Raw genomic sequence first — 12,266 nt, 5'->3', positions numbered from 1 at the left:
CACCACGAGAGAGCGGGAATCATGATCGGTGGAGTGCTGTCGAAGGGCGCCGTCCCCCTCGGCGTCGTGGGGATCATCCTGCTGCTGATCGTGCCGATCCCGGCGGCGCTGCTCGACGTGCTCATCGTGTCGAACATCGCCTTCGCGCTGCTGATCCTGCTCACGGCGATGTTCGTGAAGAAGCCGCTCGACTTCTCCGTCTTCCCGAGCCTGCTGCTGGTGGCGACCCTGTTCCGGCTCGGTCTGAACGTGGCGTCCACGCGCCTGATCCTGGGCGAGGCGCACGCCGGCCAGGTCATCGCGGCGTTCGGTCAGATCACCATCAGCGGTTCGTTGGTCATCGGTGCGGTCATCTTCCTCATCCTGGCCGTCATCCAGTTCGTCGTCGTCACCAAGGGCGCGGAGCGCGTCGCGGAGGTCGGCGCCCGATTCACCCTGGATGCCATGCCGGGCAAGCAGATGGCCATCGACGCCGACCTGAACGCGGGCCTCATCACCGACGAGGAGGCCCGCCGCCGGCGCGCCGAGGTCGCCGCCGAGTCGGACTTCTACGGCGCGATGGACGGAGCCAGCAAGTTCGTCAAGGGCGACGCGATCGCCGGCATCGTCATCCTGATCATCAACTTCGCCGGCGGCATCGTCATCGGCATGACCATGCACGGCATGAGCATCGACAAGGCGCTCGAGACCTACAGCCTGCTGACGATCGGCGACGGGCTCGTCACCCAGATCCCGGCTCTGCTGATGGCCGTGTCGACGGGCATGATCGTCACGCGCGAGAACGCCGAGGCCGAGCTCGGCCGGGCCGCGGGGCGCCAGCTGCTCCAGTCGCGCAACGCGCTCATCATCACGGCGATCGCGGCGCTGGGGATGGGGCTCATCCCGGGGATGCCCTTCCTGGCCTTCCTCGCGATCGGTGCGGTCCTGCTCTTCGCGGCGTCGCGCGTGAAGGCGAACGCGGATCGGGCCGCGGCCGACGAGGCCGACGCGCAGGCGCAGCTCGCCGTCGAGGCCGCGGCGGAGCGGCCGGACGACCTCATGGACACGATGCGCGTCCACGCGCTGGAGATCTCGCTCGCCCCCGACATCGTCGACCTGGCCGCGGGAGGGCAGGGCGACCTGCTCACCCGGGTGAAGGCGCTTCGGCGCAAGGTCGCCCTCGAGCTCGGCGCCCTCATGCCGCCGGTGCGCACGCGCGACAACGTCGAGCTGCCGTCCGAGACCTACGCGATCCTCGTCGCCGGCGTCGAGGCGGGCCGGGGGATCGTGCCCCGCGGGCACGTGCTGGCCCTCGGGACGGGGCTGGAGGGCCTCCCCGGGACGGCGGTGGTCGACCCGGTGTTCGGCCTCGAGGGCAAGTGGGTGCGCACGGAGATGTCGCACGCGGCCGACCTGGCCGGGGCGACGGTCATCGACCGATCCAGCGTCATCATCACCCACCTCTCCGACATCGTGCACGCGCACGCGCACCGGCTGCTCTCGCTCGAGGACGTGCGTCAGCTCACCGAGCACCTGAAGCAGACGAACCCCGCAGCCGTCGAGGAGCTCACCCCGACCCTCCTTCCCCTCGCCGTGGTGCAGCGGGTGCTCGCGAGCCTCCTCGCCGAGCGCGTGTCGATCAACGACCTCGGACGCATCTACGAGGCCCTCGCCCTCCGTGCGAAGTCGTCGACCGAGATCCCCTCCCTCGTCGAGGCCGCCCGCAGCGCCCTCGGCCCGGCGATCGCCGCGCGGTTCGCCCGCGAGGGGCGCCTACGCGTCGTCATGTTCGACCCCGTGCTCGAGCAGCAGATGCTCGAGGGGCTCCGGCAGGTCGAGGGGCGTCCGCAGATCGTGCTGAGCGCCGAGGCGACGATGCAGCTGCTCGAAGGGATCCGCCGCACCGTCGGCGAGCTCGACCCCGCGGGCGCGGAGCCGATCCTGGTGTGCGCGCCGTCGCTGCGCCAGGGGGTGCGCGCCCTCGTGTCGGGGCAGGTCGCGGGGATGCCGATCCTGTCGTACGACGAAGCCGCGATCGGCGGTTTCGCGACCGACGTCGTCGGCGTCGTGCGCCTCGAGCAGGTCGCCATCGGCTCCGTATGAGGTGCTGAATCCGCTCGTCATCGAACGGAAAAGGTATATTCGTCGGCAGGACGGCGCTCCGCGCAGAAGCCAGGGAAGGCGGTCACTCCGACATGCTCGTACTCACACGACGACCCAACGAGAGCATCATGATCGGCGACGACGTGACGGTCACCGTGCTGGGGGTGACGGCGACGGGCGTGCGCATCGGCATCGACGCTCCCCGCGACACCCGCATCCACCGCAGCGAGATCGTGGTCGCCGTCGGCACCGAGAACCACGACGCCCTGAGGGCGGCCCGTTCCGACGAGGCGCAGAACGCCCTGCTGACGGCGCTTCGCGCGTCGACGCCGGCCGAGTAGGCCGCGCGCCGGCGGGCCGTCGCAGCACGGGCCCCGGCCGGGGCGAGTTACTGGGGCGTCGCCGCGTCGCGATAGTGGCTGTCGTGACGGGTGGACCTGTCACGACGACTCGACCCGAACGAGGAGACCCCGTGGCCGCCACCGACCTGAGCATGCAGCTGCTGCGTCAGCGTGAGCTGCTCGAGCTCATGCTGTTCAAGCTCGAGGAGCTCGAGATGCTCGTGACGACCGGGCGCACGCGCTGGGTCCAGCACGCCACGACCGAGGTCGAGCGCGTCGCGAAGGCCCTCGCCTCGGGGGCGATCCTGCGCGACACGATGTTCGTCGACGTCGCGACGGAGTGGGGCGCTCCGGAGGCGACCACGCTGCGCGAGCTCGTCGAGATCGCGCCGACCGAGGCGTGGCGCGAGGTCATGGGCTCCCACCACGCGGTGATGACCGGACTCGCCGACGAGATCGCCCAGAAGAGGAACACCGTCAATCAGCACCTGCGCACGGCACTGCGCGTGACGCAGGAGACGATCGCCGGGCTGGGCGAGCCCACCGGCGAGTACGCCGCGAGCGGGGCGCTCGTCGGCGGTGGCGGATCGCGTCTCCTCGACGTGCAGGTCTGAGCGCATGTCGACCTTCGCCGGACTCCAGGTCGCCGCGTCGGGCCTCGCCGCCGCGCGCGCCGGCATGACCGTCACCGGGCAGAACATCGCCAACGAGACCACCACCGGGTACACCCGCCAGCGCCTCGAGCAGACCTCGGTCGCGCCCGCCGGCACCGTCGCGGCGTGGGGATCGGGCCTGAACGTCGGCGGCGGCGTCGCGGTGACGGGCGTGGCGCGGCTGGGCGACGAGGTGCTGGACGCACGCGTGCGCGATGCGCTGTCGGCATCCGGGTTCTGGTCGACGCGCGCCGCCGCTGCGAGCGCGGCGGAGGCCGTGCTCGCCGAGCCGACGAAAGACGGTCTCGCCGCGAACCTCAACCGATTCTGGGCGGGCTGGGCCGATCTGGCGAACACCCCCGAGCCCGCCGCCGCGCAGGTGGTGCTGACCAACGCCTCGGTGCTGGCCGCGCAGATCGCCTCGGGCTACGACAGCGTGGTGGGGCAGTGGAGCGACCTGCGCGCTCAGGTCGATCGGCAGATCGCCGACGTCAACGTCACGGCGGCCCAGGTCGCGACCCTGAACGGGCAGATCCGCACGGCCCTGCAGTCGGGGCGCTCGGCCAACGAACTCATCGACCAGCGCAACGTGCTGGCGCAGCAGCTGTCCACTGTCGTGGGGGCCACCGGACGGCTCGAGGACGACGGCACGATGACCCTCCGCCTCGACGGCAACGCGCTGGTCGCGGGCGATTCCAGCCGCGCCCTGGCCGTGGCGGGACCGCGCGAGATGACCGATCCCGCGCGCCTCTCGATCTCCTGGACCGACCGTCCCGACGTCCCCGTCGCCGTGACCGGCGGGTCGGTCGGAGGTGCGCTGAGCGTCCTCGCACCGGCATCCGAGGGGGGCACGCTGGCGGCGGTCGCCGACGCCTACAACGCGGTCGCGACCTCGCTCGCGACCGCGGTCAACGGCATCCATCGCTCCGGTCAGACCGCGACGGGCGCCGCCGGTGGGGATTTCTTCTCGGTGGATGCCACGGGTCCGGCCGCACGCGGACTGCGGGTCGTGCCGACGGGGCTCGACCAGCTCGCCCTCGCGGCACCGGGAGCGGGTGCGCGGGACACCTCGATCGCCGATCGCCTCTCGGTGCTCGGAACCTCTCCCACCGGTCCGTCGGCGACGTGGTCGAGCTTCGTGACGGGGTACGGCGTGGCGGTCGGGGGAGACGTGCAGCGCGCTGACACGGCGGATCGCAGCGCGATCGCGGCGATCAGCGGGCAGCAGTCGCAGGCCTCGGTCGACGGCGACGAAGAGACCATCAACCTCCTGAAGTACCAGACCGCGTATCAGGCGGCGGCCCGCGTGCTGACCGCGGTGGACGAGGCCCTCGACCTGCTCATCAACCGCGTCGGCCTCGTGGGCCGCTGACCCCGGAGTGGCCATGATCGGACGCATCACCAGCAGCACCGTCAATCAGCAGGCGCTGCGCACCCTGCAGGCGGGCCTCGCCGACCGGGCGCGGCTGCAGGATCAGGCGACCTCGCAGCGCGCCATCCGCACCTCCAGCGACGATCCGGCGGCCGCCGCCGCGATTCTGGGGGTGCACGGCGAGCAGGCGCGCACGTCGCAGTACGCTCGCAACATCAGCGACGGTCTCGCCTGGGTGACCATCGCCGACACGGCGCTGGGAGCGAGCATCGACCTGCTCAACCGCGCGCGCGACCTCACCGCCCAGGGCGCCAACTCGGGCGCGTTGAGCGCGTCGGCCCGGGAATCGATCGCCGCCGAACTCGACAGTCTCAGCACCGAGCTGCTGTCGCAGGCGAACACGACGGTGCTCGGACGTACGGTCTTCGCGGGGACGGACGACAGCGGCTCGGCCTTCGACCCGGCGACCTTCGCGTTCTCGGGCACGAGCGGTGCGGGGGTCCAGCGGCGCCTCTCCGACGGCGAGCAGGTGCGTGTCGACCTCGACGGCGCGCAGGTGTTCGGCGAGGGTACCGACAGCGTCTTCGCGGCTCTGCGCGCGATCGCCGCCGATCTGCGCGCGGGCGAGGAGGTCGGACGGCGATTGGCCACGATCGACGCGCACCTGAAGGAGTTGGCGACGGCGCGGGGTGTCGCCGGGGCCCGCCAGGCCCAGATCGAGAGGGCGTCGGCGGCGAACACCAGCGTCGCCGTCGACCTCGAGGCGCGCCGCGCCGAGGTCGAGAACGTCGACACCCTCGAGGTGTACATCGCCCTGCAATCCGCCGAGCTCGTGTATCAATCCGCCCTGCAGGTGACCGCGAAGACCCTGCAGACCAACCTCCTGGAGTTCCTGCGATGACCACCTCCCCGACGACCGCCCCCGGGACCACCGCCGAGCTCGGCGATCTCGACGTGGAGTTCGCGGCATCCCTTCCGGGGCTCGGCCCGCTCACCTCTTTCCGTCTCGCGCGCATCGAGGGCGCCCGGGGGCTGTACTCGCTGCGCTCGAGGGGCGACGAGGTGCGGCTGTTCCTCGTCGACCCCGCGACCGTGGTCGCGGACTATCGCCCGCGCATCACCGCCGGGATGCGCGGAGAAGTCGGCGCCGACGAGGATGCCGTCCGCCTGTTCGTCGTGGCCAATCCCTCGGAGGAGGGGGTGTTCGTGAACCTGCGTGCGCCCGTCCTCATCAACGCGCGGACGGGATCGGCGGCGCAGCTGATCTTCGAGGACACGTCGTACCCTCTGCGCGCGCAGCTGGGGACGGCCTGACCGCCGGCGTACCCCGAGCCGCACGGGCGACCGCGGGGATCCGCGGCGAAATATCTCGCGCGGAAGGTGCTGCGAGGCGCTAAGATCATCACGAAAACGAGCAGAAACCGACGAGCACCGCAACCCGAACGCGGTGTGCGCCCTCCCGAAGGGGCGCGGGTCGGAGTCAGCCCGCGGTGCGTGACCTCGGTTCCGAGGGGGCGTCGGCGGCGAGACCGGCAGTGCGCACGCGCCGCCGGAGCGTCTGTCGCGTCCGCGGAGACGGGCCACCTCGGCGGGCGACGACGCGTACCGCCGGCGTCTTCACCCGAAGGATCCGCTCACGCGTCGCAGCACGGTCCACCTGTCGTCCCCGTTCGGCAACCCCGATGCCGGTCGGAGGGTCGACACATACGCTCGTTCACGAGCAAGAGCATTGGATGGTGAAGATATGCCTGTCACGAGGTCCGAAGAGCCCAAGGTGAGCAAGCGCGAGTTCGTCCAGCGGGTGTCCAAGCGCGCGGGTCTGTCCCTGCGGACGACCCAGCTCGCGTACGACGCGATCTTCGAGGAGATCCTCGAGCTGGTCAACGCGGGCAACCGCGTCACGCTGACCGGGTTCGGCAAGTTCTACGCACAGCCGCACAAGGGGCACGACGTCGTCCTGAACATCCGCGACGACGCCCACGCCCGCGGGCACGTCGACGATTACGCGGTGCTGAAGTTCTCGGCGACGCGCGACGTCAACAAGAGGGTGACGGTTCCGCCCCGCTCCCGCGACGAGTGATAGCCCGCGCGGCGCGCATCCTCGGTCCCACGCCGACGCGTGGGAGATCGCGCGAAGCGCGGTGTCGTGTTCAGCGATCGAACGAGTAGCTGACCTGGCCCACGAGGGTCAGAGTGATCCGCGCCGGAAGCTCGTCGGGCATCTCCTCGTCCTCGTCCATCGCGTCGATCGTGTGGACGGGGATCGAGATGCTGCCGTCGTCCTCGAAGACGACGTCGCGCGGGGCGAACGAGAAGAACAGCGTGCGCTGGGTGCTGCGCAGCTCGATGGTGCGCTGCACATCGCTGCGCTCGTGCAGGTTGAGCACCGACTCGTCCGCCAGGATCGTGCCGTCGGGGTACTTCGCCTCGACGCGATAGGTACTCGGTTCGATCGCCTTGATGTTGAGGTCTTCGACGATCTCGGAGAACTTCGCCTCGGGGTGATTCATCTCGAAGGCGATCGCCCGCAGGTGGTCGTACGTCAGGTTCACCCGACGCGAGAACAGTGCGGCGTTCTCGACCTCCGAGGGCGCGGCGTGCGGGGCCTGGTCGGCGAGGTACTCCCGCACCTCGTCCGGGCCGGGGTAGTCGAAACGCATGTGGTAGTGGAAGCGACCGGGCCGGTTGACGATGTAGTGGCTGACGTCCTGCACGTCGTTGACCGTCACGCAATAGATGCGTCGCACCGACGACATCCCGTCGAAGAGCGTCAGGAACTGATTCTGGCGGTTCGGCTCCGCGAGGTGACCGCGACCGGATGCGAAGACCTTCTCGAACTCGTCGAAGATGACGAGGCATTCGTCGAGGGTGTCCAGGAAGTCGACGATGCCGTCGGCATCCTCGGTGACGAGCACCACCGGCAGCTCCTGGGCGATCGCCCGTTCCGCCACCATGCGGAGGAACATCGACTTCCCCTGACCCTTGTTCCCCGACAGCATCACGCCCAGGTTGCGGTCGAGTCGGGCGTAGGTGCGGAAGATCTTGTCGACCTTGGCTTCGCGCTGTCCGTACACCTTCTCCGCGCCGACGGCGAGATCCGCCGTGCGCACGAGGCTGAAGCCCTCTTTGCTGCTGAAGCGCACGCGATAGGTGCCGAGGGGAAGGCGATCGTGAGCCTTGACGGCGGAATCGTAGACGCGGACCTGACCGCCGGTCTCGATGTAGGTGCTGCTCACGTGGTCGTGCTCCTCTAGGGGGGAAGGGGCGTTCCGAAAGGGCTGTCAATACCCTAAGAATGAGATGAGTACTTTCTAATGTAAGCCCCGGAAGGCGTGCCGCAACACCATTTGCGGTGAAGGAACGGGAGACGGGAGCGTTGCGGGGTCGGCTGAGCACGGGGGGCGCGAAACGACTCGAAAAGGAGTGGAAACGCGGCGGGGGTGAGAGGGCCGAATGCGACGACCGGCGCCGCTCGCGGCCCTGCGGTACTCCTGCGTGCAGTGCCCGTGAAAGACGAAGAACGATGGATCGAATGACGAGGGGCGGCGACCGGATGACGCGCGACGACCCCTGGGGGGCACATGCACGATGACGCCGACGTCGGAGCGATGGCGCTCCATCTCACCGTCCGGATCGACGAGCGACGGACCGAGCCGGAAGTCTGGCGTGCGGTCATCCGCTCCGGCGAAGAGGCGGATGCGGGCGCCCGTGTCCTGACGGCCGCGACGCTCCACCGCGTCCACTACGCCGATCCGTCCTGGGCCGAACAACTGCGCGAGGCCGTGCCGGACCTGTCGTCGATCGGATCCGCGTTCGCCGATCGCGAGCTGATCTCGATGATCGACGAGTCCTCGCTGTTCACCGACAGCCTGTGCGTGATCTCCTCCGTCGACATCGACGCCGCGGTCGGCTCGCTCGTGAGCCACGCGCTCGTCCGCGGCGTCGCCCGCGTCTTCGACGGAGACACGATAGCGATCCTCCTGACGGCGGCGTTTCCCGCCGCGATGGGTGGACCGGTGGTCGATCCGGCCGATGTCGCCGCCCGCCGTGCTCATTGGGCGAGCATCGGCTTCGTCGACATCCCCGGAACCGCGGCGATGCTGCTGCCCGTGGGCTCCCGACCGTGAGCAGCGCCCCCGCACCTCCGTCTCCGGACGGGTGCGGGAGGCCGTGCGCCCTAGGGTGAGGGGAGACGATGAGAGGGGCCCGCGGGTGGCTGATGAACGCGAACGGTTGAGCTGGGACGATTTCGGGATCGCGACGAGGGACATCTCCCGCGCGATCGTCGCCGACGGATTCCACCCCGAGGTGGTCGTCGCAATCGCGCGCGGAGGTCTGCTGCCCGGCGGGGCGATCGCCTACGGCCTGGGCGTGAAGAACTGCGGTGCCCTGAACGTCGAGTTCTACACCGGTGTCGGCACGGTGCTGGATGCCCCCGAGGTGCTGCCTCCGGCGCTCGATCTGTCGTACCTCTCGGGGCGCCGTGTGCTGCTCGTCGACGACGTCGCCGACAGCGGCCGCACCCTCGATCTGGCCATCAAGCTGCTCGATCGTCACGGGGCCGAGGCGCGCTCAGCCGTCATCTACACCAAGCCGACGACCGTGGTGCAGCCCGATTACGCCTGGAAAGACACCTCGCTCTGGATCGACTTCCCGTGGTCGCACCAGGGATCGGTGCACGAAGAAGACGCCGCGTGACGGCGAAGTCGCTCGCCGAGCTCGCCGACGCGGGACTCATCGACGCCTCGTGGGTCGAGCCCCTCGCCCCCGTCGCCGACGACATCGCGGCGCTGGGGGAGCGACTGCGCGCCGAGAAGGCGCCCTATCTCCCGGCCGGTGAGCTCGTCCTTCGGGCCTTCCGCACCCCTCTCGATGCCGTGCGGGTGCTCATCGTGGGGCAGGACCCCTACCCGACGCCCGGCCATCCGATCGGGCTGTCGTTCGCGGTCGACCCGCACGTGCGGCCGCTCCCGCGGAGTCTGGCGAACATCTACCGAGAGCTGCACGACGACCTCGGCATCGCCCCCGCGCCGCACGGCGACCTCTCCGCCTGGTCGGCGCAGGGCGTGATGCTGTTGAACAGGGTGCTCACCGTGGCGCCCGGGCAGCCGGCATCCCACCGCGGGTGGGGGTGGGAGCGCGTGACCGAGCACGCCATCCGGGTGCTCGTCGCGCGCGAGCAGCCGCTGGTCGCCGTGCTCTGGGGGAAGGATGCCATGAACCTGGCGCCGCTCCTCGGCGCGACGGCGACGGTGTCGTCACCGCACCCGTCACCGCTGTCGGCGAGCCGCGGATTCTTCGGATCGCGCCCGTTCTCACAGGTGAACGCTCTGCTCGAGCAGCAGGGCGCGGATGCCGTGGACTGGCGGCTTCCGGCCTGACGCCCCCGCGCCCCGCGGGACGGATGGCAGACACACGCCCGAAACCGCCGCGCCCGTAGAGTGGCGGGGTGCTGGAAGAGGAGTACGAGAAGAGCCGTCGACGTCTGCCCGCGCACCTGCGCCGCGCGCCCGAGCCGGAGAGGCCGTTCTCGTTCGAGATCCGCCCGGCCACCGAGGCCGACATCCCCGACATCCGCGAGATCTACAACTACTACGTGCGCAATTCCGTCGTGACCTTCGACGAGAAGGCCTGGACGATCGCCAAGTGGCGCGACAAGTTCGCCACCCTGCACAAGCTCGGCCTGCCCTTCCTCGTGGCGCAGTCGCCCAGCGGCCAGATCCTCGGCTACGCGCTCGTGCAACCGTGGCAGTCCAAGTCGGCCTACCGCTACACGGTCGAGAACTCGATTTACCTCGGGCAGGCCGCGGCCGGCAAAGGGCTGGGGCGAGCGCTGCTCGAGGCACTGATCGCCGCGTGCCAGGACCTCGGCATCCGCGAGATGGTCGCGGCCATCAGCGACAAGGGCGCCGACGCGTCGATCGCCCTGCACGAGAAGCTCGGCTTCACCGAGGTCGGGCGGATGGGGCGCGTGGGCTTCAAATTCGGACGCTGGCTCGGCGTCGTCTACCTGCAGAAGAGCATCCCGTCGAAGAAGAAGCGGCGGAAGCTGTTCGGCTGAGCGGTCGGGATACCCCGATCGCCGCATGCCGTGCCCTCGGGAAGGCGGACTCAGCGCAGCGACGATCGCGTCGCGCCCGCACGCCTCGGTTCGCGGTGCCCGCCCTCGCGTCGCGCGAGTGCGCCCGTGTTCGCGGTGTCCGCCCCCGCGTCGCGCGAGTGCGCCCACGTTCGCGGTGCCCGCCCTCGCGTCGCGCGAGTGCGCCCGTGTTCGCGGTGCCCGTCCTCGCGTCGCGCGAGTGCGCCCGTGTTCGCGGTGTCCGCCCGCGCCGAGCGCTCGCGCGTCTGTGTCCGGTGTCCGCCCTCGTGTCGCGCGATTGCGCTCGGGCCCACGCCGCCGAGGTTCAGGAATCTCGCGATGGAGGCGCCGCGGCCTGGCGCACCTCATCGACGAGCGCGCGCCACGGTCCCTCGATCTGCCCGTCGCCGAGGCGCGCGCGATGCACGGCGGTGTCGCCCCGGTGGACGTCGATGCGCCACTGATACCGGTCGGCGCCCGTCGACGGGGCCTCCGCGGCGTCCCACGGACAACGCTCCACGAGGTCCCGCCAGTGCGGGACACGTTCCGGTGCGGGTTCGGCGCGCCACTGCTTCGACAGTCCGGCGATGCCGCCCGACCGCACCACCACGATGACGAGACGCTCGTGCTCGGCGGTGTCGGCGTCAGGCTGCGGCATCCTTCACGACGCCGACCCCGGCCCATGCGGCTCGGACGGCGGCGACCTCCTCGGACTCCTCACCGTACTCCGTGGCGGCGGTGCGCAGTGTCGCCGAGGCGAAGGCGAGGAAATCGGCCGTGGGCGACAGCGCGCCGCCGGTGAGCGTGCGATACCAGATGAGCCCGGCGCGCTCCCAGGCGAAGCCGCCGAGAGCCGTTGCGGCGAGGTAGAACGCGTGGTTGGGGATGCCGGAGTTGATGTGCACGCCCCCGTTGTCGTCCTCGGTCTCGACGTAATCCCGCATGTGGCCCGGCTGCGGGTCTTTCCCGAGCACGTCGTCGTCGTATGCGGTGCCCGGGGCCTTCATCGATCGCAGGGCTTCGCCCTGCACCGCGGCGGCGAAGATACCCGCGCCGATGAGCCAGGACGCTTCGTCGGCGCGTTGGCCCCGATGATGCTGTTCGGCGAGGGCGCCGAACACATCGGACAGCGATTCGTTCAGGGCCCCCGATTGCCCCTGGTACTCGAGTCCTCCGGCGGCCTCCGTCACCCCGTGACCCAGCTCGTGGGCGATGACGCTGAGCGAGCGCGTGAAGCCGACGAACACGTCGCCGTCGCCGTCGCCGAAGACCATGCGCTCGCCGTTCCAGAACGCGTTGTCGTAGTCGTCGCCGTAGTGCACCGTGGCCAGCAGGGATCCGCCCGCCGCGTCGATGCCGTCGCGCGCGAACGCGTCCCAGAAGAAGTCGTAGGTCTCGCCGAGGCCGTCGTACGCCTCGTCGACGGCGCTGTCACCGGTGGGCGCGTCGTCTTCGCTGCGCACGCGACGCCCCGGCAGGTTCTCGGTGTTGGCGGCGTCGGAGATGACGCGATCGGGGGCGGGGCCGGTCTCGGCCACGAGCGCGTCGCCCTCGATGGACAGGCGCAGGCGCGTACGCGTGGGGCGGGGCGGACGCGGCAGGGCGAGGGTCTTGCGCGCGGCGGCCGCCGCCCGCGCGAGGCGGGGGTCGTCGGTCTGCGCGAGGCGGTCGAGCAGGAACGGGGGGACGATACCGGGGGTCATGGGGCGAGGCTAACGCCGACCCCCGACATCGCGGCA

The 12,266-nt window shown here is 70.5% G+C and carries 14 protein-coding genes; 11 read left to right on the top strand and 3 right to left on the bottom strand.

Annotation, left to right across the window (positions count from 1 at the left end):
- Positions 1 to 21 precede the first annotated feature (21 nt).
- The 7 genes from RWH45_RS01960 to RWH45_RS01930 all read left to right on the top strand — a co-directional run bounded on the left by RWH45_RS01960 (position 22) and on the right by RWH45_RS01930 (position 6,528).
- Complete coding sequence (locus RWH45_RS01960; RefSeq protein WP_315993246.1) at positions 22 to 2,082, top strand: flagellar biosynthesis protein FlhA; 2,061 nt, start codon at positions 22 to 24, stop codon at positions 2,080 to 2,082.
- Between the two features lie 92 nt (positions 2,083 to 2,174).
- Positions 2,175 to 2,423 (top strand): carbon storage regulator CsrA, encoded by a 249-nt coding sequence (gene csrA / locus RWH45_RS01955; RefSeq protein WP_315993245.1) that lies wholly within the window; start codon positions 2,175 to 2,177, stop codon positions 2,421 to 2,423.
- A gap of 131 nt (positions 2,424 to 2,554) precedes the next feature.
- Positions 2,555 to 3,037, top strand: coding sequence for a flagellar protein FlgN (locus RWH45_RS01950; RefSeq protein ID WP_315993244.1), 483 nt, complete (start codon positions 2,555 to 2,557; stop codon positions 3,035 to 3,037).
- 4 nt (positions 3,038 to 3,041) lie between these two features.
- Positions 3,042 to 4,448 carry a flagellar hook-associated protein FlgK gene (gene flgK, locus RWH45_RS01945; protein WP_315993243.1) on the top strand — a complete coding sequence of 469 codons (1,407 nt, stop codon included), beginning with the start codon at positions 3,042 to 3,044 and terminating at the stop codon, positions 4,446 to 4,448.
- Positions 4,449 to 4,461: 13 nt separating this feature from the next.
- Entirely contained in the window at positions 4,462 to 5,349 is an 888-nt protein-coding gene (gene flgL, locus RWH45_RS01940; protein WP_315993242.1) for a flagellar hook-associated protein FlgL, read from the top strand.
- A complete protein-coding gene (fliW, locus tag RWH45_RS01935) occupies positions 5,346 to 5,762 on the top strand; it encodes a flagellar assembly protein FliW (protein ID WP_315993241.1) in 417 nt (138 codons plus the stop codon). The genes flgL and fliW overlap by 4 nt, the downstream gene beginning before the upstream one ends.
- Positions 5,763 to 6,192: 430 nt before the next feature.
- Positions 6,193 to 6,528, top strand: a complete 336-nt coding sequence (locus tag RWH45_RS01930; protein WP_315993240.1) for an HU family DNA-binding protein — start codon at positions 6,193 to 6,195, stop codon at positions 6,526 to 6,528.
- Positions 6,529 to 6,598: 70 nt separating this feature from the next.
- Here RWH45_RS01930 and RWH45_RS01925 read toward each other — a convergent pair whose 3' ends face one another.
- The gene (locus RWH45_RS01925) at positions 6,599 to 7,684 is read right to left on the bottom strand and encodes an AAA family ATPase (RefSeq protein ID WP_315993239.1); all 1,086 of its coding nucleotides are present in this window, start codon (positions 7,682 to 7,684) and stop codon (positions 6,599 to 6,601) included.
- Between the two features lie 345 nt (positions 7,685 to 8,029).
- Here RWH45_RS01925 and RWH45_RS01920 point away from each other — a divergent pair, with 345 nt between their 5' ends.
- The 4 genes from RWH45_RS01920 to RWH45_RS01905 all read left to right on the top strand — a co-directional run bounded on the left by RWH45_RS01920 (position 8,030) and on the right by RWH45_RS01905 (position 10,509).
- On the top strand, positions 8,030 to 8,575 hold the full coding sequence (locus RWH45_RS01920; RefSeq protein WP_315993238.1) for a hypothetical protein: 546 nt from the start codon (positions 8,030 to 8,032) through the stop codon (positions 8,573 to 8,575).
- 85 nt (positions 8,576 to 8,660) lie between these two features.
- Positions 8,661 to 9,146 (top strand): phosphoribosyltransferase, encoded by a 486-nt coding sequence (locus RWH45_RS01915; protein ID WP_315993237.1) that lies wholly within the window; start codon positions 8,661 to 8,663, stop codon positions 9,144 to 9,146.
- A complete protein-coding gene (locus RWH45_RS01910; protein ID WP_315993236.1) occupies positions 9,143 to 9,829 on the top strand; it encodes a uracil-DNA glycosylase in 687 nt (228 codons plus the stop codon). Before RWH45_RS01915 ends, RWH45_RS01910 begins: the two co-directional genes overlap by 4 nt.
- Positions 9,830 to 9,897: 68 nt before the next feature.
- Positions 9,898 to 10,509, top strand: coding sequence for a GNAT family N-acetyltransferase (locus tag RWH45_RS01905; protein WP_315993235.1), 612 nt, complete (start codon positions 9,898 to 9,900; stop codon positions 10,507 to 10,509).
- 343 nt (positions 10,510 to 10,852) lie between these two features.
- On the opposite strand, the gene RWH45_RS01900 is transcribed toward RWH45_RS01905, so the two are convergent.
- A complete protein-coding gene (locus tag RWH45_RS01900) occupies positions 10,853 to 11,185 on the bottom strand; it encodes a protealysin inhibitor emfourin (protein WP_315993234.1) in 333 nt (110 codons plus the stop codon).
- Positions 11,172 to 12,230 (bottom strand): M4 family metallopeptidase, encoded by a 1,059-nt coding sequence (locus RWH45_RS01895; RefSeq protein WP_315993233.1) that lies wholly within the window; start codon positions 12,228 to 12,230, stop codon positions 11,172 to 11,174. The genes RWH45_RS01900 and RWH45_RS01895 overlap by 14 nt, the downstream gene beginning before the upstream one ends.
- Positions 12,231 to 12,266: the final 36 nt, after the last annotated feature.

Origin of the sequence: Microbacterium galbum, assembly GCF_032464915.1 — a bacterium.
In the GTDB taxonomy this organism is placed as follows: Bacteria; Actinomycetota; Actinomycetes; order Actinomycetales; family Microbacteriaceae; genus Microbacterium; species Microbacterium galbum.
Note: the sequence above shows the minus strand (reverse complement) of the source record. Positions and strands in the feature narration are given on the sequence as shown.